The sequence below is a fragment of the Rhizobium sp. BR 250 genome (assembly GCF_047445855.1).
Classification (GTDB): domain Bacteria; phylum Pseudomonadota; class Alphaproteobacteria; order Rhizobiales; family Rhizobiaceae; genus Agrobacterium; species Agrobacterium tumefaciens_I.
The window spans coordinates 128,161-147,760 of the sequence record NZ_JARWKW010000003.1; the positions used below are offsets into that span (position 1 = coordinate 128,161).

The window sequence follows — 19,600 nt, forward strand, 5'->3', positions numbered from 1 at the left end:
CAAAAATACGCCCGGCGAAGCTTCACTTCAAGCCCTGACATGATAATTACATTCAAGAAATCGTCAGCCCTCAGATCCTGTCCGAAACCGGATCAGCAGAGCGCGTCGATTTCCTCGTCCGACAGCGTATCCGGCAAGACGGTGACCGGGATCGGGAAGGCCGCACCGCGTCCGGCGATGGAGGAGACCAGCGGTCCTGGCCCTTCTTTCGTCGATCCGGCCGCCAGCACGAGAATGGCGATATCGCGGTCTTCTTCGATCAACCCATGAATCTGCTCGGTGGCGCTGCCTTCGCGAATGACTGCTTCCGGCTCGATTCCGATTGTTTCACGTACCTTCTGGGCGATCTTGGCGAGCGTGGCTTCCGCCTCCTCACGCGCCTCGGCCCGCATGATCTGCTCTACACCCAGCCATTGCTGGAAATCCCCTTCCGGGATCATGTAAAGCAACACCAGTCCGCCATTGGAGTTCTTGGCGCGACGACCGGCATAGTGCACGGCCCTTTCGCATTCCGGTGTGTCATCGATAACGGCGAGAAACTTGCGGCGATGTCCTTCCAGACGCGACAGCCGTTTTGAAACCATTCCGCACTCCCTCAATCCGCCGTGATCCGAAAAACCGCCCGACAGTTCGGGCGGAGATTATATCAAATCACGGCAGGCGCAAACCGCCCGCCGCATTCGCGTGGCAGCGACCTGTCAGCGCAGGAAGCCGATGATATCGCGCACCTCGTTCATCGTCTTTTCGGCAATGGCGCGCGCCCGCTCGCCACCCTGCTTGAGGATGGCATCGATGTGGGTCGGGTCGTCGAGAAGACGGCGCATCTCGTTGTTGACCGGGGCCAGCACATTGACGGCAAGCTCGACCAGGGCGGGCTTGAAGGTGGAGAACTGCTGGCCGCCGAATTCCGAAAGAACATCAGCCTTAGTCCTGTCGGAGAGGGCGGCATAGATGCCAACGAGGTTTTCCGCCTCGGGACGGCCCTTCAGACCTTCCACTTCGCTCGGCAGCGCGTCCGGATCGGTCTTCGCCTTCTTGATCTTCTTCGAGATCGCGTCGACATCGTCCATCAGGTTGATGCGCGACAGATCGGAAGGATCGGACTTCGACATCTTCTTGGTGCCGTCCTTCAACGACATGACGCGCGGGGCCGGGCCACCGATCAGCGGCTCCACCATCGGGAAATAGGCGTGCACCGGCTCATCGCCCACCGTGATGTCGAGCCCGAGACCAGCCTTGCGGATATGATCGCCGAAATCGATGTTGAATTTCTGGGCGATATCGCGGGCGAGTTCGAGGTGCTGCTTCTGGTCGTCGCCCACGGGAACGTGGGTGGCGCGGTAAACAAGGATGTCAGCAGCCATCAGGCTCGGATAGGCAAGCAGGCCGAGCGACACCTGTTCGGCATTCTTGCCGGACTTGTCCTTGAACTGCGTCATGCGCTCCATCCAGCCGATGCGCGCCACGCAGTTGAACACCCATGCCAGTTCCGCATGCTGCGGCACGGCCGACTGGTTGAAGACGATATGCTTCACGGGATCGATGCCGGCGGCGATGAAGGCGGCCGCGATCGAGCGGGTTTGCGCCTTCAGGTCCGTATGAACGAGCTGGGCGGTAATGGCATGCATGTCGACGACGCAATAGATGCAGTCATTCTCTTCCTGCAGCGCCACGAATTTGCGGATCGCGCCGAGATAATTGCCGAGATGCAGATTGCCGGTCGGCTGGACGCCCGAGAAAACCAGCGGCTTGAATGCGTTCATTATCGTCCTCGAAAAGGCTTGTGGAGGGCCCCGCCCCGTGATTGGAATTGCACGCGCGCTTATGCACCCGCAGCCCCTAGCAATCAAGCGGTTTCAGGGCCTGTCAGCCGCGCGGCTGAAGAAGATCCCAGCGATTTCCGTAAGGGTCGGCAAAGACCGCGACCGAACCGTAAACCTCATGGCGCGGCTCTTCCAGAAAGCGCACGCCGCGCGCAATCATCGTTTCATAGTCGCGGGCAAAATCGTCGGTATGCAGGAAAAATCCGACACGTCCGCCGGTCTGGTTGCCGATAGCAAGCCGTTGCGCTTCGCCATCCGCCTCGGCAAGCAAAAGGGCACCACCCTCCGCGCCTTGCGGCTTGACCACAAGCCACCTTTTGCCATCACCAAGCGGCTGATCGGAGAGGCATTCGAAGCCGAGAACATCGCAATAAAATGCCTTTGCCCGGTCGTAGTCATCCACGACAAGCGTGACCAGTGCGATGCGGCGGTTTGCAGCAAAGGACATCAGCCCGCCTCCGTTTCGGCGGTCTTTTTACCGCGCTTGCGGATGGCTCTCTTGACCATGCCGATATCGGCACCGCCCGAAACGAAAGCCAGCACGAAATAGACCAGCATGGCCGCAAAGACGAGGCCCATGATGGTGCCGGCCCGGACGAAGATGGATGAGGCGGAGGAGAGCTCGAAACTCAGATAGGTCAGCGCATAATGCACAAAAACGGCCATCAAAGCTGCGGCCAGAAGCAACCGCGGAATGCGGGTCAGCAGCGGAATATCCACATGCCAGTGACCGCGCCACAAAAGCATGCCGAACAGGAGGGCGGCATTGACCCAGCCGGCGGTGATTTCAGCGATGGCGATGCCCGGGCCGCCGAGACGCGGAAACAGCGTCAGCGCCAGCGAGACGTTCACAACCACGGAAATTGCCGCAAAAATCATCGGTGTGCGGGTGTCTTCGCGGGCAAAAAAGCCCGGAATGAAGGCCTTGATCAGCACGAAAGCCGGCAGGCCGAGACCATAGATGCCGAGGATTTGCGCGACGGTGATTGTGGCTGAAGGCGAGAAATTGCCGCGCTCGTAGAGAAAGCGCACGATGGGCTCCGCCATGACCAGGAGGGCAGCGGCAGCGGGCAAGGTCAGGAACAATACGAATTCGACCGAGCGATTTTGAAGACTGCCTGCCTCGACCATATGACCGCCGCGCAAAGCCCGCGCCAGTTCCGGCAGAAGCACGGTGGCGACCGCAATACCGACGACGCCGAGAGGCAATTGATAAATCCGGTCCGCATAGGCAAGCGAAGAGATCACGCCCTCGCCGGCAGACGCAATATTGGTGTTGATCAGAAGGTTGATCTGCGTGATGCCGCCAGTGATCGCGGCAGGCAGGGCAAGCACCAGAAGCCGTTGCACGTTCTTGGTCAGCCGCGGCCTGCGGAAACCGATCCGCATGCCGGCATTACGCACGGCGATCCAGACGATGGCGAGCTGCACCAGACCTGCCACCATCACCCCCCAGGAGAGTGCGTAACCCACCTGAAGGGGGTCATAATTCTTCCACCAGGCAAGCGCGAGCACGCCGATGAGGATGATGTTTAAGAAAACCGGCGCAATCGCCGCCGCGAAATAACGGTGCAGCGAATTCAGCATGCCGCCCATCATCGCCGCCAGCGACATGCAGGCGAGATAGGGGAACATGATGGTGGCGAGATGGATGGTGTTTTCGAACTTCACCGGATCATCGACGAAGCCCGGCGCGATGATCGTGCGAACGATGAAGGGCATCGACAGCTCCATCACGATCGTCAGCGCCAAAAGCACGGTGAAGAGAACGCCGAAGACTTCCTCGGAAAAGCGCCTTGCGCCCTCCATACCGTTCGCCTCTATCTCCTTGGCGAAAAGCGGCACGAAGGCCGAGTTGAAGGCGCCTTCGGCAAAGAGCCGCCGGAAGGTATTGGGGAAACGGAACGCGGCGTTGAAGGCATCGGCCACCGGGCCGGTGCCGACGGCAGCGGCCATCAGGGTTTCGCGCAGAAAACCGAAAATGCGGCTGCCGAGCGTGGCGGTGCCGACGGTGGCGAACTTGCCGATGAGACTCATGGGCGCTTCAAGCCTTTGCCGTGCGGGCGGCCGGCAGGGCCGCCACGTCTGGGTGGGCGATGATGCCGTTCGGCATGCGGTCGCGCAATTCATCTTCCTGCTCGCTCATCACCGCCTTCAGGCGCGTGGCGATGCTGGCCTGCCGGTTGTCATTCGTCACCTTCTGCCCGAAGAGGTCCGTGACATAGAAGGTGTCGATGACCTTTTCGCCGAAGGTGGTGATGCGGGCGGAGTGAATATCGAGCGACAGGTCGGCAATGACCGCCGTCATATCCGCCAGAAGCCCCGGCCGGTCGAGGCATTCGACCTCGATGACGGTGAACTTGTTCGACAGACCATTCGAGATGGTGACGGAAGGCGGAATGGTGAAGGCGCTCTTTTTCTTCCGGCTCTTGGTGCGCGTGGCGATCATTTCCGGCAGGCGCTGGCGGCCCGACAGGACCTCTTCAATGAGCTTGCCGACATTGTTGCCGCGTCGCATCTCGTCTTCGTCGATCGGGAATTCGCGGTTGATGAGGATCGTATCGAGCGCCCGCCCGTCGGAGGTGGTGAAAATCTGCGCATCGGCAATGTTTGCGCCAGCCGCCGCACAGGCGCCGGTGATGATCGACAAAAGGCGCGGATGGTCCGGCGCCAATACCGTAATTTCGGTGATGGCGTGGAAAGAATGGGTGCGCACCATGGTCGACAGTGCTTTTTCCTGTTTGTCCGCCTCGCGGATGAAGCGGGTGTGGCGCACCTGATCCTCCAGCGCCACCGTCAGCAGATAGGGCTCGTAATGCAGCTTGGTATATTTGCGTCGTGCCTTCTGGCCCCAGTCATCAAGGGCATCGTAAAGTGCCTGCCGGGCGATCTGCGCGCGTTCCTTGCGGGAGACTTCCGAGAAGCCGCCGGAGAGCAGCAGTTCGGTCTCGTAATAAAGCGAACGCAGCAACTGCCCCTTCCAGCCGTTCCACACGCCGGGGCCAACGGCGCGGATATCGCAGACCGTCAGGATGAGCAGCATCTTCAGCCGCTCCATGGACTGCACCTTGTCGGCGAAGTCGGTGATGGTCTTGCGGTCGTGCAGGTCGCGCGTCTGGGCGACCATGGACATCAGCAGGTGCTGCTCAATCAGCCAGACGACCGTTTCGGTCTGCTTGCCGGTCAGGCGGAAACGCTGGCAAAGCTTGCGCGCGACGCGCGCGCCGGCAATCGAATGATCTTCCTGCCGGCCCTTCGCCACATCGTGCAGTAGCACGGCGACATAAAGCGCCTCGCGTTCCTCGACGCTGGGCATCAGCTGGTTGGCGAGCGGATGGGCATCGATAGCCGTTCCCTTGTCCACTTCCGACAGAACGCCAACAGAACGGATCAGGTGCTCATCCACCGTATAGTGATGATACATGTTGAACTGCATCATCGCGACGATCTTGCCGAATTCGGGGATGAACTTGCCCAGCACGCCGGCCTCATTCATGCGCCTCAGCGTCAGCGCCGGATCACGCCGGGAGGTGAGGATCGACAGGAAAAGCCGGTTTGCTTCCTCATTTTCCCGAAGCTCGTCATTGATGAGCGACAGCGAGCGGGTGACGACGCGCAGCGCATCCGGATGCAGTTCGAGATTGTTGATATCGGCGATGTGGAAGAGCCGGATCAGATTGACCGGGTCGTTCTTGAAGACATCGGGTTTGGCAAGCGCAATGCGTCCCCGATCCTCGACGAATTCCACAGAGCCCGGAATCTTGCGAACACGGTGGGCGAAGCGGCTCAGGACACCGGAAAGGCCCGGCACATCCTTCGCCTGACGGTCCTCAAGTGCCGCGCAGACGATGCGCGTCAGATCACCGACGTCCTTCGCCACGAGGAAATAGTGCTTCATGAAACGTTCGACGGCGGAGAGGCCCGGGCGCGGCTGATAGTTCAGCGCATCGGCGATTTCACGCTGAATATCGAAGGAAAGGCGTTCTTCGGCCTTGCCGGTGATGAAATGCATCTGGCATCGGACGGCCCAGAGAAAATCATCGGCCTTCTCGAACAGCTTCAGTTCCGATCTCGACAAAACGCCGAGTTTGACCAGATCGGCCGTGTCGCGAACGTGGTAATAATATTTGGCAATCCAGAACAGCGTGTGCAGGTCGCGCAACCCGCCCTTGCCTTCCTTGACATTCGGCTCCACCAGATAACGCGTATCGCCCGCCTTGCGGTGGCGCTGGTCGCGCTCGGCGAGCTTGGCGGCGATGAATTCCGGGCCGGTGCCGGTGACGACTTCCGACTCGAAGCGCTTTTCGAGGTCGTCAGTCAGGGATTTTTTGCCGCAGATCGCCCGCACTTCCAGAATGGCGGTGCGGATCGTCATATCGGATTTGGAGAGGCGGATAGATTCATCCACCGTTCGGGTGGCATGGCCAACCTTGAAGCCGAGGTCCCAGAGGAGATAAAGCACGAACTCCACGGCCTTGTGCATGTCAGGCGTGTTCTTCGCCGGCAGCAGGAACAGGAGGTCGATATCCGATCCCGGCGCCAGCGTGCCGCGACCGTACCCGCCGACAGCTGCAACCGCGATCTGGGTCGCATCCTTCGGATAGACATATTGGCAGGTGAGATCGTAAAGCGTCTCGATTAGCCGGTCCTGAAGCCAGGAGATGCGCCGGGCGCAATCAATGCCGCTGCCATCGGTTTTCAGCAGTTCCCGCGCCTTTTCCCGGCCTTCCGTGCTGGCCTTGCGGAAGAGCGGCAGCAGGTCGGACCTGATATCGGCGATACGCTTGCCGTCTTCCTTGAAGATGACGTCGCAGTCGCGCTTCAGCGCCGAGACATCGAGAATGTCGGAAAAATCCAGGTCCTTGATGGCCATCTATGCCGGTATCCATGTCCTGTGGGAGACCCCACCGCTTGCGATGGGAGTGTCCTATAGCGAGTTTTAAAGGCGATGGACAGGCACTCTATCCCTTCAAGCCTTGCCAAGTTCTTTCTTCAAGGCATAGAGCGCGTCCAATGCCTCACGCGGCGTCATTTCGTCCGGATTGAAGCTCTTCAAAGCCTCCTCCACCTTCGATGGCGCCGCCTTGCGGGTTTCCTCGCGGCGCACGGCAATCTGGAACAGCGGCAGATCGTCGATCAGCTGGCTCGCCGGGTTCTTGCGGTCGGCATCTTCGAGCTTCGTCAGCACTTCGCGGGCACGCTCCACCACCGATGCCGGAAGGCCCGCGAGACGCGCCACCTGAATGCCATAGGAACGGTCCGCAGCGCCCGGTCCGACTTCGTGCAGGAAGATGACATCGCCTTCCCATTCCTTCACCCGCATCGTGGCATTGGAAAGGCGGCCGAGTTTTTCCGACAAGACCGTCAGCTCATGGAAATGGGTGGCGAAGAGGCCCCGGCAACGATTGACCTCGTGCAGATGTTCCACCGCCGCCCAGGCGATCGAAAGCCCGTCGAAAGTCGCAGTCCCACGCCCGATCTCGTCCAGAATGACCAGCGAGCGATCCGTCGCCTGATTGAGAATGGCGGCGGTTTCCACCATTTCCACCATGAAGGTCGAGCGGCCGCGCGCCAGATCGTCGGAGGCGCCGACACGGGAAAACAGCCGGTCAACGACACCGATATGGGCGGCTTCCGCCGGAACGAAGGAGCCAATCTGCGCGAGAATGGCGATCAGCGCATTCTGGCGCAGGAAGGTCGATTTACCGCCCATGTTGGGACCGGTGAGCAGCCAGATCGCACCGTTCTTGCCACCATCGCTTGCCGACAGATCGCAATTATTGGCGATGAACGGCCCGGCGGATTGCCGCCGCAGCGCCTGCTCCACCACCGGATGGCGTCCGCCTGTGATCGCGAAGGTCATGGAGGCATCGACGATCGGGCGGCAATAGGCCTGTTCGGTGGCGAGATAAGCAAGGCTCGAGGCGACATCGATCACCGCAAGCGCCAGCGCGCCGGCCTTGATCGCCTCCGCCTGCTGCACCACGGCCTTGACCATACGCTCGAAGGCCTCCAGCTCCATGGTCAGAGCCTCAGCCGCGGCATTGGCGATGCGGCTTTCGAGATCGGCAAGCTCGGTGGTGGTGAAGCGCATGGCGCCCGCCATGGTCTGACGGTGGATGAAACGCGCCTTGGCCTCATCCGTTGCCATCATCACATCCGCATTGCCCGCCGTCACCTCGATGAAATAGCCCAACACGTTGTTGTGCTTGATCTTGAGCGATTTGATGCCGGTCTCATCGGCATATTGCAGCTGCAGCCCGGCGATCACCCGGCGAGACTGGTCGCGCAGCGCCCGCACCTCGTCGAGTTCGGGATTGGCACCCTCGCGCAGGAAACCGCCGTCGCGTTTCAGAAGCGGCAGATCGTCGGCCAGCATCGAGCCGAGCATGGCTTCCAGCCCGCTAGGCAGGGCTTTCAAATCCGAAAGCGCCGCCGCCAGTTCCTCCGGCAGCAGCCCGCCATCGAGAATGATCGCAATTTTTTCGGCCGAAACCAACCCCTGCCGGATGGCACCAAGATCGCGCGGCCCGCCGCGCTCCAGCGCGAGACGCGAAAGCGCACGCGGCATATCGGCGACATGTTTCAGCGCATCGCGCAGGCCATCGCAGAGGGCGACGTCATCGATGAGATAGGCCACGGCATCGAGGCGGGCATTGACCTTTTCGGGATCGGTCAAGGGCGACATCAGCCGCTCGGCCAGAAGCCGCGCGCCACCGCCCGTGACCGTGCGGTTAAGCGCGTGCAGCAGCGATCCATCCCTTTCGCCCGACAGCGTCTTTACCAGCTCCAGATTGGCGCGGGTGGCGGGATCTATGAAAAGCGTGGAGGCCGCACTTTCCCGCTCCGGCGCGCCGAGCGGCGGGCGTTCGGCAATCTGGGTCTTTTCGACATAGGCCACGGCCGCCGCGGCAGCGGCCATTTCCACCCGCGAAAACGTGCCAAAACCATCCAGCGTCGAGACGTTGAAGTAACGGGCAATACGTCCTTCCGCCGTGGCGCTGTCAAAAAGAATGGCCGGTTGCGGCACCGCGACGCGGCCCAGCACATCGAAAACCGGCCGCAATTCCTCGTCGTGGAACAGGCTGTCGGCAACGATCAGCTCACGCGGATCGATGCGCCAGATATCGGCGAGAAGCCGCGTCAGCGTGGTTTCCGCCAGACGGAAGACGCCGGTGGAAATATCGATCCAGGCAAGCGCGAACTGCGCCTCGGCGCTGCCGCGAATACGGGCAAGCGCCATCAGGTAGTTGGATTCCGTCGGCGACAGCAGCTTTTCTTCGGTCAGCGTGCCGGGCGTTACGAGCCGCACCACATCGCGCTTGACCACGGATTTCGATCCGCGCTTCTTAGCCTCTGCCGGGTCTTCGACCTGCTCGCAGACGGCGACACGATAGCCGCGCAGGATGAGCTTTTGCAGATAATCATCCGCCGCATGAACGGGAACGCCGCACATGGGAATATCGTGCCCCATATGCTGCCCGCGTTTCGTCAGCGTGATACCCAGAGCGCGGGAGGCTTCGACCGCATCGTCAAAGAACAATTCGTAAAAATCGCCCATGCGGTAGAACAGCAGCGAACCGGGATTGTTCGCCTTGATCTCGATATATTGCTCCATCATCGGAGTGGCCGTCGCGCGGCTCTCTTCCGAGATCAGGGAAGCGGTTGTCAGAACGTCCGTCAATGGCCTGCCGATGTCATATCGTGTTGCGGAAAAGGAGCGCCGACACTAGCGGCAATGGCCGCCCCAACACAACACGCACCGGGCCGCTGCCCACAGGAACATCCCGATAGGCCCCGATCAAAATCCGCTTAGCCGTTGATGCGCTCGGCCTCGCCGCCATAATAGCTGATATAGCGGCCGGCGATGGAGGCTACGGGCAGGACCACCAGAACGTCCGTCGTATTGAAGGCATGGTCCACGACCGCGCCGGAGCCGAACATGGCGCCAAGACGCATATAACCCTTGATCAGCGGCGGCATGGCGTTCAGCGCCTTGCGGGCGTTGAGCGCCTCGGCCGGCACGAGGTCCATCTCATGGTAGAGTTCGGGCAGAGCGACCGCTTCCCACTCACCCTTTGCAAGGCAATTATGGTGCAGGAAGGAGAGCGCCAGCGCATGTGCTTCCGGCTGGACGCCGGGGAAGGAGGCGCAGCCGATCATGGCGTCCATGCGGTGTTTCGCGGCATAGGCCCAGTTGCCCTGCCACAGAAGCTCGACCGTACGCTTGGTGCGATATTCCGGCAGCACGCAGGAACGGCCAAGCTCCATGAAGCGCTTGCCCGGATGGCGCGCGACGAGCCCGGCGATATCGAACTCGCTGGCGGAATAAAAACCATTATTGGCGAGCGCCGTTTCCTGCCGCAGCAGACGGTAGGTGCCGACGATCTGATCTTCGCTGTCGCCTTCGATCGCCTTGTCGAGCACGAGCAGATGATCGCAGACGCTGTCCCACGCGTCGAAGTCGCGCTTGCGGCGCATCGCGTCAGCGGGAAGGCGCGCTTTCATTTCCTCGACGAAAACCCGATAACGCACGGATTGCGCGGCATCGATTTCGCGTTCGGTTCTGGCCAGCCGTGTTTCCAGCGTGCCTATACGACCGAAAAGACCCTCATTGTCCTGAGCGGTCTCGGGACGAGGAGTAATGACGACATTGTTTTCACAAATGTCGTGATTGAGGATTTCGGCAACCATGGGGAATCGCTCCGCCACCAAAGAATTTTCCTGTCATAAATCACTAATTGACGACAGAATAGTGACAAAATGACGCCAGGGCCAGCCCGTCAAGCTATGATGATGAAAGGCGTTTCGCCTCTAGCAGGCGGCGGATTTCCTCAACCAGCCGCCGTGGGTCCGCAGGCTTGGCCAAAACCGCGCCCGCGCCGGCCTTCAGCAAAATTTCGGCCGCCTCATGACCCGTGTCGCCACTGAGCACGATGAGGGGAATATTTCTCTCGCCCTTCAGCGTATTGAGAATATCCGGCAGCACATCGAGCCCTTCGCCGCCCGGCATATTGAGATCGGAGACGATGAGAGCAGGCAGACGGGACACACCGGGCGTCAGCGATTGCCGCAAGGCCCCGAACTCTTCGACCGTGCGGACGAGATAACCGCTTTTTTCCAGAACGGCGCGGATGATGCGCTGATTGACGGCATCGTCTTCGGCCACGAGTATTTCGATACCGCTTGCCCCTTCCGCCACCCGAGACGAAAATCCCACATCCGGATGATTGTCATTGATGGCATCGCGCCGCTCTATGCCACGCAGGCGGCCGCACAGGACATCGATCAGGGATTTTTCGCGCAGCGGCCGGATCAGCCAGGCATCGAAGGACACATGCATGGTCGAAGCCCGCTCTTCGGGGCTGACCAGCAGCGTGCGGCGGACATTCTGTTGCGGCCAATCCTTCAGGGTGTCCCTGAACAGGGGCGAAACGCGCCGGTCGACGATGATATCGGTAAGATCGGCGACCCAGCCCGCCGGTCCGGCTTTCAGCCTTTCCATATCCTCGGCCTGGTGGATGAGAACACATTTGCCGCCAAAAGCCTTGATTGCCTCCATCGTCACCGCCGCCGCCACGCCCTCTGGCGCGATAAGCAGGACATTCGTATGTTGCAGGCAATGCCTCCGGCCCGGATCCGCCATCGCGGCAGGCGCGCCACCCGGACGGAATGCCAGCTTGAAAATGCTGCCTTTGCCCTTCCGGCTCGAAACCGTGAGGCTGCCGCCGAATTCCCGCACGATACGGGCGGAAATGGCAAGGCCAAGACCCGTGCCGGCGCTTCGCTGCGACAGCGGGCCGGCCTGCTCGAATTCCCCGAAGATACGGGCCTGCTCCACCGGGCTCATGCCGGGGCCGGTATCCTCGACGGTGATCTGCAACTCACCGTCAGCCATGCGAGCCCGGATGACGACACCGCCTTCACGCGTGAATTTGACGGCGTTGCCGATGAGATTGAACAGGACCTGGCGCAACCTTGCCGGATCGAAATCGAGATAATCGGGCACATCCGGCGTGACGAAGGAGGTGATCTCGATGCCTTTTTCATGGGCGCGATGGGCCAGCATCTCGACGATGCTCTCGATCAGCCGCCGCAGGTTTTCCGCGCGCGGATTGAGCCTGAAGCGGCCGGCTTCCATGGTCGAATAATCCAGCAAATCCTCGACAAGCTGCACCAGCGACTGGCCGGACTGTTTCATGCCGTCAAGATAATTGCGCTGTTCCTGGTTGAGCTTTGTCTGCGACAGAAGATGGTTCATGCCGAGCATGCCGGAAAGCGGCAAGCGGATTTCATGGCTGACCGTGGCGAGCAACCTCGCCTTTTCGGCATCCGCCTTTTCGGCGCGCAGACGGGCGTCTTCCCGTTCGGCCAGCGCAAGCCGCTCTTCGGTCACGTCTCTCGCAATGCTGCTGATCATAAGCCGGCTGCTTGCGAGATCGCGGGTCACGACATCGTGCCAGGAGAAGATGCGCTGACCGAACGGCGTCGCGATCTCCACGTCATAGGCATGGACCTTGTCGCCCGGGCGGAAAGCAATGCCGATCTCCTCGCAGCTCAGTCCTTCGGGCGCGGCGCAACCGGTCATTTCACGAAAGACGCGGTTCGCCTCGACGATGCGCCGGTTCATGTCACGGATCACGACGATATCGCCCATGGATTCCTGCATCTCCGCAATCAGCGAGCGGTTTTGCGTTTGCCGCAGCCGGACATCCGAATAATCCGCGGGCAGCGTGCGGGGAAGCGGGAAGGATTTGCCGAAAAGCGCATAAAACAGGACGCCGAGCAGCACGGCGCCAAAAAAGGAAGCGAGCGCAGCGGTGATCGCATAGGGCGCCGCAAGCGCGATCAGGGCCGCGGAGAAGGCCCCCACCGATAGGGAAACAGCGACATAGAGCGCAACCACGCGGACATCATTGGCGTGTTCTTCGTCCGCACGGCGCGTTGTCGCGTCGGCACGGTCTGTCGGCTGCGCCGCGGTGGCGGCCAGGCCATCTGAAACTTTTTGCCGAAGTCTTGCCGGTTCGCTCATACACAACCGCTACCACGGCAGCGGTTTTGATATGTTTGGCTGAAACGCTAAAATTTTACTTTTTGGCCACCCGGGCGTGCAGAAATTCATCGAGAATGACGCAGGCCGCACCGATGGTTATGAAACTGTCAGCCAGATTGAACACGGCAAACGACCATGTCTGCGTGTGAAACAGGATATAGTCGATGACGTGGCCGTAAAAAAAGCGGTCGAGAAGATTGCCAGCCGCACCGGCGATAATGAAGGCAAAGCCGAGATGGGCGAAGGTGCGGTCCGCCGCCGTCTTGCGCCACAGCCACAAAACGAAGACCACGATGACGAGCCGCATGCTGACAATGAACCAGCCGTGCATGTCCTCCAGCATCGAAAAGGCGACACCGAGATTATAGGTGCGGTAAAGCGCCAGAAACGGCGCCACCGGAACCATCTCCTGCAGCGGCAGATAGGCCTCGACCAGCTGCTTGACGATCTGATCCAGCACCAGTGCGGCAACGATCAGCGCAAAAGCCGGAGCGAATTTCGAGAACAATGCCGCTTTGGCCATTACGTCACCGGTGCGAGTTCGAGGAGATGTCGCCGTGCTTCAAACAGCATGACGGCCGTTGCGATGGCGAGATTGAGGCTGTCGGCGCGGCCCTGCTGGGGGATGCGGGCCAGCTGGTCGGCCTTGTCGGCCAGTTCCGGCGGCAGGCCGGATTGTTCATTGCCCATCAGGATCACCACCGGTTTGCCGGCATAGTCGATCTTTCGATAATCCACGGAACCGGCAAGATGCGTGGCGACGACGCTGACATGAGCCGATTTTTTCCAGGCGAGGAATTCCTCGACGGACGCGCGGGCGACGGGTGTGGCGAAGACCGAACCCATGGTGGCGCGCACCGTCTCCAGCGAAAATGGATCAGTGCAATCGCCGACCAGAATGACGCCCGAGGCGCCGGCCGCATCCGCCGTGCGGATGATGGTGCCGAGATTGCCGGGATCGCGCACCCGGTCGAGCGCGATATAGGTCTCGCCCTTTTCCGGGCGGATATCCTTCAGTGGCTTCCATTTCTGTTCGAAAATACCGACGACCATCTGTGGATTGTCGCGGCGGGTGATCGAGGCGATGACCTTTTCGCTGACTTCGAGCACCAGACCACCCGATGCGACGGTCTTTACCGCCGCCTGCTCCACCAGCGGCTTGCCCTTGGCAGCCTTGGCGTAAACCAGCGTCTTGATCGTCCAGCCGAGTTCGAGCGCGTCGATGACCAGCTTCAAACCTTCAGCCATGAAGGTGCCGGTCTCTTCCCTGCCCTTTTTCTGGGTGAGCGCCTTGATATCCTTGATGATGGGATTGGCAAGGCTCGTCACTTCCTTGACCTGGCCAACCCGGCGCGTGGTGTTTTCGCGCATGTCCTTCGTCATTTCGGCTCCCAGCGGCTGAACAGCGATGTGGAAAGCACCCGGCCCGGCGTCTTGCCATCAAGCCCGGCCTCGCGGATGACCAGTTCGCCGGATGCGACGACACCGCCGGCGCCGCGCATGATTTCGCGCATCAGCTCATGCATCGAATAGAAGCTGGCCCGAATGGAATAGGCCGTCAGCACCAGACCAAGCGCCTTGGGCGACAGGATTTCCCGGCAGATATCCAGCATCAGCGGCAGGTGGTCGAACAATTGCCAGACTTCACCATGGGTGCCGCGACCGAATTTCGGCGGATCGGTGAGGATGATGTCATAGCTGTTGCCGCGGCGTTCTTCGCGCTGGATGAACTTCATGGCGTCTTCGCAGATCCAGCGGATCGGCGCCTGTTCCAGCCCGGCGAGCGCCTGATTTTCCTTGGCCCAACCAATCGCCTTCTTGGAAGCATCGACATGGGTCACTTCAGCACCGGCTGCCGCAGCGACCAGCGAGGCGACGCCGGTGTAACCGAACAGGTTGAGCACTTTCAGCGGCCGGTCGGCCGTCTCGACGGCATATTTCAGCCATTCCCAATGCACGATCTGTTCCGGAAAGACCCCGACATGCCGAAACGCCGTGAAGCGTCCAAGAAAATCAACACCCAGCAGGGACAATGGCCAGGTTTCGCCCAGCGCCGCCTTTGGAAAGCGCCAGCGGCCCATACCGTCTTCATCCGTATCGCCGGTAAAGATGGCATCGGCATTCTGCCACACGCGGTCGGGAACGGAAGGCTGCCAGAGAGCCTGCGCCTCCGGACGGACGATACGGTAATCGCCATATTGTTCGAGCTTCAGGCCGTTGCCGCTGTCGATGAGGTGAAAATCACCCGCGCCACTCGATTCCAGAATGACGGGAACCTGTTCTGCGGGCAATTCTCCGGTGCGCTGCTTGAGGGGACGCGGAGGCACCTGCTCAAGGGCGGGCGCTGCGGTAACCTTTTCCTTCGGCGTGGCTTTCGGCACGCTACGCACCGCATCGGGCTCGCGCTTTTTCGGCGCGGCATCCGCACGGCGTGCCGGCTTTGCGGCATGAACCTGTTTTTTTTCGCTCCCGGCGCGCGCGCGATTGCCCGGCCGGCTGTCTTTTTTCTTCAATGGAATCTTTCCGCTTCTGCCCGCGTGTTATTGCGCAGCAAATAGCATTACACGCGGCACTCGCCTAGAGCCGGAACAAATGTCGGCGCCATCACTTTGCCGGGAGCTGTCCCGCATGCGGCGGCTGTCCGGTAGCGGCGGCTTTCTGGCGGTTCGCTTCCTCGTGCCAGCGGACGGCCTCTTTCGCTTCGATACGGGCGCGTTTGCGATGTTTGCCCTGGGCGAACCAGGTGGCCGCCGACCCCAGCAGAACACCAGAAATGACCGCCAGAAACAGGAAGACGAAAAATGGCGCGGTGAAGGACAGCACGCCATCCTCCGGTCGGAAGGGATTGAGCGCCAGCGTCACGGACTGACGGTTGGCCACGCACAGGATGACGAGGATGATCGCCAGCGGAAGCAGGATGATGAGGTTGATGATTTTTTTCGACATCCGACAATACTCCATCGCTGCGGGTGTTCCGCCGGCTCCTTTTCAGTCCGCCAGGCGTCAGAACGATCAATCGTCCTCTTCGTCGCCCATACCCGGGTTCAGGCGCTCACGCAGTTCCTTACCCGTCTTGAAGAAGGGCACCCATTTTTCCTCGACGAAAACCGATTCACCCGTGCGAGGGTTCCGGCCCGAGCGGGACGGACGGTTCTTCACCGAAAATGCGCCGAAACCGCGAAGCTCGACACGATTTCCCGCCGCCAGGGCATCGGTGATTTCATCCAGCACCGCATTGACGATGTTTTCCACATCGCGGTGATAAAGGTGCGGGTTACGCGCAGCAACGATCTGCACCAGTTCAGACTTGATCACGGTTGCCCCCTGAAAGAATTGGATTTTTAACGCGGCTCAACCTGCCAAACGGAAACAAGACCGTCAAGAAACAACTTGTCCGCACCGAGCTGGCTGGGCCCCGCAAAGGGTATTAAATCGTCATATCCCAGAAACTTCGCTATTTGCGCAACACTGAAAAGCGCAAAAGGCGAACGGGACGACGGCGCGCGCCATTCGACGATCGGCAAATCCTTGGCTACACCGCGTGTTTCGAAATAGCTGCGAATTTCCTTTTCGCCGCCCAGCGTATCGACCAGCCTGTTGGCGAGCGCCTGGCGACCGGTGAAGATCGAGCCATCCGCCAGTTTCAGCACATCCTCACGCGGCAATTTGCGGCGATCGGCGACCAGATCGACGAACCAGCCATAGCTGTCCATCACCATGGCGCGGATCATCGTCTTGGCCTCTTCGGGCGCCTCATGGAAGGGCGAAGGCTCCGCCTTCATCGGCGAGGACTTGATTTCCTGCAGCGAGACGCCGAGCTTGTCCATCAGCTGGCCGATCTGAGGATATTGGAAGATCACACCGATCGAGCCGGTGATCGAGGTTTCCCCGGCGATGATGACATCGCCGGCGGAGGCGATCATATAGCCGGCGGAAGCCGCCAGCGTGCGGACATCGGAAACGACCGGCTTCTTTTCCGCCACGCCGCGAATGGCCTTGAAGATGCGCTCACCGCCATAGGTGGTGCCGCCGGGCGAGGAAATCGACACGATCAGCCCTTTGACATTGTCGCTCTTGGCGATCTTGTCGAGCCGCTCCAGAAGTTCGGTATTGTCCTGGATGAGACCGGAGACCTCGACGCGGGCGATATGGGGCTTCTCGCTCTTCTGCGGCTCTTCCCAGAAAAACCGGTAAAGACCGAAAGCGCCGGCAACGAGCAGGAGAACGGCGGCAATCCGCCAGAAAGTCAGCTTGCGGCGCAACCGCCTGCGATCCGCTATCGCCATATTATCCATCGAAAACCTCTGTCATCCGCCTTTGCGCTTCAGGCCATATGGTTCTTCTAGCGCGACGCCGCAAGGAAACAATAAGGAAACCAGAATTACGATAAAATTCGCATTTCCCTTGCACCTTTCCAGACAAAAACCATATTGGCAGGACAAAGCACTCATGCCAAAGACATTTAGATAGAGACACAAGCTTCGATTGTGCGCCAGAATGGCGCCCGAGAAGCATTCCGGACCCACTCTTATGCTCGAAAGACTCCGCGAACCCGCGCCAGCATTTTCGCTGCCCAATGACCAGAACGGCGCCTATGACAACGCGCTGAGGCATTCCGCGCGCGTGAAACGGCTGAAAATCATCCTGCCGCTCGGCGCGGCGATCATTTCGCTCGCCTTCATTGCCGTTTCGGTCATCCGGACCTGGGCACCCGAGGAGGTCTCGCTTGAAAGTGCGAGAATAGAGGACGGCAAGATCGTGATGGAAAAGCCCGCCGTTGCCGGCCGCAACGAGAAGGGGATCGATTATTCCATGAACGCCGACCGTGCGTTGCAGGACATCGCCAACCCCAACCTCATGACGCTTGAGAAGGTTCTGGCGGCAGTACCGGTAAACGACAGCGTCGCGCAGGTGATCGCCAAGGAAGGTATCTTCGACCGGGCCACCAACAAGCTGAAGATGACCGCCCCTTTTGACATCAATCTCAGCAATGGCATACAAGCGAAGTTCCAGTCTGCGGATGTCGATCTGAAGGCCGGGAAAATGAGCAGCCAGGAGCCGGTTTCGATCAAAACAAACGACGGCTCGATTGTTGCGCAATCGATTGACATCGCCGATAATGGCAAGACTATTACATTTTCGGGGCAGGTACGGGCACGTATCGCTGCATCCAATATCAAGAATGAAGGCAAGTGAGAGCCCGGTCCAGATGATGCAAATTTCCCGTCCCGTTTCCCTCGGCAGAACCGCAGGCCTCGCAGCCGCAGGTCTTGTTTTTTCGTGTCTTGCAACCGTGGCTGTGGCACAGAACACGACCAGCAACATGCAGGGCGTCAAGCTCTCCGGCGACCAGCCGATCGCGATCGAAAGCGATCAGCTCGAGATTCGCGATCAGGAGCGCAAGGCCTATTTCACCGGCAATGTTAAGGTTGTGCAGGGCACGACCACGCTTCAGGCCGGCAAGATGACGGTAAATTACAAGGGCGAAGGCTCTTCGCTGACCAGCGGCGACGCCAATATCGAAAAAATCTTCGTCGACAACAATGTCTACCTGACCTCCGAAACGCAGAAGGCCACGGCCGACCACGGCGAATTCGACATGGCGGCGCAGACATTCATCCTGACCGGCAAACAGGTCGTGCTGTCTGAAGGCACGAATGTCTTCACCGGTTGCAAGCTCACCGTTCTGATGAATACGGGACAGGCAAAGCTTGAAAGCTGCGGCGGCCCCGTCCGGATCATGCTTGATCCGAAGTCCCAGAAAAAACAGTAGTCTTTCCTCGTGAAGATACCTTCGATCTCAAAAATATTCGGCGGCGGGCGCAGCCGATCCGCGGGCGCGGCCTCACCGGTCGACAAGACCCCCTATCAGGGCACGTTGATCGCGCATGGTCTGACGAAGACCTATAATACGCGACGTGTCGTCAACGGCGTTTCGCTGGTCGTGCGCCGTGGCGAGGCCGTCGGGCTGCTCGGCCCGAACGGCGCCGGTAAAACCACCTGTTTTTATATGATCACGGGCCTGGTGCCCGTCGATACCGGCAAGATCGCCATCAACGGCAATGATGTCACCACCATGCCGATGTACAGGCGCGCCCGTCTCGGCGTCGGTTACCTGCCGCAGGAAGCCTCGATTTTCCGCGGTCTGACGGTCGAGGAAAACATCCGCGCCGTGCTGGAAGTGCATGAGCCCGATGCGGCCAAGCGCAACCGCAAGCTCGACGAGCTGCTGGAAGAGTTCCACATTGCGCAATTGCGCAAATCGCCCGCCGTGGCGCTTTCGGGCGGTGAGCGGCGGCGTCTGGAAATCGCGCGTGCACTCGCGACCGATCCGACCTTCATGCTGCTGGACGAGCCATTCGCCGGCGTCGACCCGATTTCGGTCAGCGACATCCAGAATCTGGTGCGGCACCTGACGGCGCGCGGCATCGGCGTTCTCGTGACGGACCATAATGTCCGTGAAACACTCGGCCTCATCGACCGCGCCTATATTATCCATGCCGGCGAAGTGCTGACCCATGGACGTCCGGACGATATCGTCAACAATCCGGATGTACGCCGCCTCTATCTCGGCAATAATTTCAGCCTTTAAACTATAGGGCGCGAAAGATTCTTCATCGCGCCCCACCCTGACGCTTGACCAAACAAGATAAAAAAGCAATTTTTGGGCCAAGTTCCATCGCCTCCGCAAAATTTATGAAAACTGTGGCAATGGAGAAGCTGT

At 60.1% G+C, this 19,600-nt stretch carries 17 protein-coding genes; 3 read left to right on the plus strand and 14 right to left on the minus strand.

Annotation, left to right across the window (positions count from 1 at the left end; translation table 11 throughout):
* Positions 1 to 92 precede the first annotated feature (92 nt).
* The 14 genes from QD336_RS05865 to sppA form a co-directional block, all read right to left on the minus strand.
* Entirely contained in the window at positions 93 to 584 is a 492-nt protein-coding gene (locus QD336_RS05865) for a universal stress protein (protein ID WP_003503758.1), read from the minus strand.
* Between the two features lie 114 nt (positions 585 to 698).
* Positions 699 to 1,763 (minus strand): tryptophan--tRNA ligase, encoded by a 1,065-nt coding sequence (trpS, locus tag QD336_RS05870; RefSeq protein ID WP_269341700.1) that lies wholly within the window; start codon positions 1,761 to 1,763, stop codon positions 699 to 701.
* A 103-nt stretch (positions 1,764 to 1,866) separates the two neighbouring features.
* Entirely contained in the window at positions 1,867 to 2,271 is a 405-nt protein-coding gene (locus QD336_RS05875; RefSeq protein ID WP_499169792.1) for a VOC family protein, read from the minus strand.
* Complete coding sequence (gene murJ, locus QD336_RS05880; protein ID WP_499169793.1) at positions 2,271 to 3,860, minus strand: murein biosynthesis integral membrane protein MurJ; 1,590 nt, start codon at positions 3,858 to 3,860, stop codon at positions 2,271 to 2,273. The genes QD336_RS05875 and murJ overlap by 1 nt, the downstream gene beginning before the upstream one ends.
* 7 nt (positions 3,861 to 3,867) lie before the next feature.
* Positions 3,868 to 6,696: a [protein-PII] uridylyltransferase gene (locus tag QD336_RS05885; RefSeq protein ID WP_499169795.1), complete on the minus strand. Its 2,829-nt coding sequence runs from the start codon at positions 6,694 to 6,696 to the stop codon at positions 3,868 to 3,870.
* A gap of 96 nt (positions 6,697 to 6,792) precedes the next feature.
* Positions 6,793 to 9,444: a DNA mismatch repair protein MutS gene (mutS, locus tag QD336_RS05890; RefSeq protein ID WP_499170024.1), complete on the minus strand. Its 2,652-nt coding sequence runs from the start codon at positions 9,442 to 9,444 to the stop codon at positions 6,793 to 6,795.
* Between the two features lie 191 nt (positions 9,445 to 9,635).
* Positions 9,636 to 10,517: a l-ornithine N(alpha)-acyltransferase gene (gene olsB / locus QD336_RS05895; RefSeq protein WP_269342416.1), complete on the minus strand. Its 882-nt coding sequence runs from the start codon at positions 10,515 to 10,517 to the stop codon at positions 9,636 to 9,638.
* 94 nt (positions 10,518 to 10,611) lie between these two features.
* Positions 10,612 to 12,855, minus strand: coding sequence for a hybrid sensor histidine kinase/response regulator (locus QD336_RS05900; RefSeq protein ID WP_499169796.1), 2,244 nt, complete (start codon positions 12,853 to 12,855; stop codon positions 10,612 to 10,614).
* Positions 12,856 to 12,910: 55 nt separating this feature from the next.
* Positions 12,911 to 13,399, minus strand: a complete 489-nt coding sequence (gene lspA, locus QD336_RS05905; protein WP_499169797.1) for a signal peptidase II — start codon at positions 13,397 to 13,399, stop codon at positions 12,911 to 12,913.
* Positions 13,399 to 14,259, minus strand: a complete 861-nt coding sequence (locus tag QD336_RS05910) for a TrmH family RNA methyltransferase (protein WP_499169798.1) — start codon at positions 14,257 to 14,259, stop codon at positions 13,399 to 13,401. Before QD336_RS05910 ends, lspA begins: the two co-directional genes overlap by 1 nt.
* The gene (locus tag QD336_RS05915; RefSeq protein WP_499169800.1) at positions 14,256 to 15,389 is read right to left on the minus strand and encodes a class I SAM-dependent methyltransferase; all 1,134 of its coding nucleotides are present in this window, start codon (positions 15,387 to 15,389) and stop codon (positions 14,256 to 14,258) included. Before QD336_RS05915 ends, QD336_RS05910 begins: the two co-directional genes overlap by 4 nt.
* A gap of 91 nt (positions 15,390 to 15,480) precedes the next feature.
* Positions 15,481 to 15,822, minus strand: a complete 342-nt coding sequence (locus tag QD336_RS05920; RefSeq protein ID WP_269341688.1) for a LapA family protein — start codon at positions 15,820 to 15,822, stop codon at positions 15,481 to 15,483.
* Between the two features lie 66 nt (positions 15,823 to 15,888).
* Positions 15,889 to 16,215 (minus strand): integration host factor subunit beta, encoded by a 327-nt coding sequence (locus tag QD336_RS05925; protein ID WP_219256707.1) that lies wholly within the window; start codon positions 16,213 to 16,215, stop codon positions 15,889 to 15,891.
* 2 nt (positions 16,216 to 16,217) lie between these two features.
* Positions 16,218 to 17,171 carry a signal peptide peptidase SppA gene (gene sppA, locus QD336_RS05930; protein ID WP_499169801.1) on the minus strand — a complete coding sequence of 318 codons (954 nt, stop codon included), beginning with the start codon at positions 17,169 to 17,171 and terminating at the stop codon, positions 16,218 to 16,220.
* A 235-nt stretch (positions 17,172 to 17,406) separates the two neighbouring features.
* On the opposite strand from sppA, the gene lptC reads away from it, so the two are divergent.
* Genes lptC through lptB form a run of 3 tightly spaced genes read left to right on the plus strand, consistent with a single transcriptional unit; the run spans position 17,407 to position 19,468 of the window.
* On the plus strand, positions 17,407 to 18,072 hold the full coding sequence (gene lptC, locus QD336_RS05935; protein ID WP_269341684.1) for an LPS export ABC transporter periplasmic protein LptC: 666 nt from the start codon (positions 17,407 to 17,409) through the stop codon (positions 18,070 to 18,072).
* 13 nt (positions 18,073 to 18,085) lie between these two features.
* On the plus strand, positions 18,086 to 18,649 hold the full coding sequence (locus tag QD336_RS05940) for an LptA/OstA family protein (protein ID WP_442864879.1): 564 nt from the start codon (positions 18,086 to 18,088) through the stop codon (positions 18,647 to 18,649).
* Positions 18,650 to 18,658: 9 nt separating this feature from the next.
* Entirely contained in the window at positions 18,659 to 19,468 is an 810-nt protein-coding gene (gene lptB, locus QD336_RS05945) for an LPS export ABC transporter ATP-binding protein (RefSeq protein ID WP_269341682.1), read from the plus strand.
* Positions 19,469 to 19,600 lie beyond the last annotated feature (132 nt).

What these genes read in the sequence shown, in the direction of transcription:
- QD336_RS05865 (WP_003503758.1), bottom strand. Translation starts at nt 584, where the DNA reads ATGGTTTCAAAACGGCTGTCGCGTCTGGAAGGACATCGCCGCAAGTTT.
- trpS (WP_269341700.1), bottom strand. Translation starts at nt 1,763, where the DNA reads ATGAACGCATTCAAGCCGCTGGTTTTCTCGGGCGTCCAGCCGACCGGC.
- QD336_RS05875 (WP_499169792.1), bottom strand. Translation starts at nt 2,271, where the DNA reads ATGTCCTTTGCTGCAAACCGCCGCATCGCACTGGTCACGCTTGTCGTG.
- murJ (WP_499169793.1), bottom strand. Translation starts at nt 3,860, where the DNA reads ATGAGTCTCATCGGCAAGTTCGCCACCGTCGGCACCGCCACGCTCGGC.
- QD336_RS05885 (WP_499169795.1), bottom strand. Translation starts at nt 6,696, where the DNA reads ATGGCCATCAAGGACCTGGATTTTTCCGACATTCTCGATGTCTCGGCG.
- mutS (WP_499170024.1), bottom strand. Translation starts at nt 9,444, where the DNA reads ATGATGGAGCAATATATCGAGATCAAGGCGAACAATCCCGGTTCGCTG.
- olsB (WP_269342416.1), bottom strand. Translation starts at nt 10,517, where the DNA reads ATGGTTGCCGAAATCCTCAATCACGACATTTGTGAAAACAATGTCGTC.
- QD336_RS05900 (WP_499169796.1), bottom strand. Translation starts at nt 12,855, where the DNA reads ATGAGCGAACCGGCAAGACTTCGGCAAAAAGTTTCAGATGGCCTGGCC.
- lspA (WP_499169797.1), bottom strand. Translation starts at nt 13,399, where the DNA reads ATGGCCAAAGCGGCATTGTTCTCGAAATTCGCTCCGGCTTTTGCGCTG.
- QD336_RS05910 (WP_499169798.1), bottom strand. Translation starts at nt 14,259, where the DNA reads ATGACGAAGGACATGCGCGAAAACACCACGCGCCGGGTTGGCCAGGTC.
- QD336_RS05920 (WP_269341688.1), bottom strand. Translation starts at nt 15,822, where the DNA reads ATGTCGAAAAAAATCATCAACCTCATCATCCTGCTTCCGCTGGCGATC.
- sppA (WP_499169801.1), bottom strand. Translation starts at nt 17,171, where the DNA reads ATGGATAATATGGCGATAGCGGATCGCAGGCGGTTGCGCCGCAAGCTG.
- lptC (WP_269341684.1), top strand. Translation starts at nt 17,407, where the DNA reads ATGCTCGAAAGACTCCGCGAACCCGCGCCAGCATTTTCGCTGCCCAAT.
- QD336_RS05940 (WP_442864879.1), top strand. Translation starts at nt 18,086, where the DNA reads ATGATGCAAATTTCCCGTCCCGTTTCCCTCGGCAGAACCGCAGGCCTC.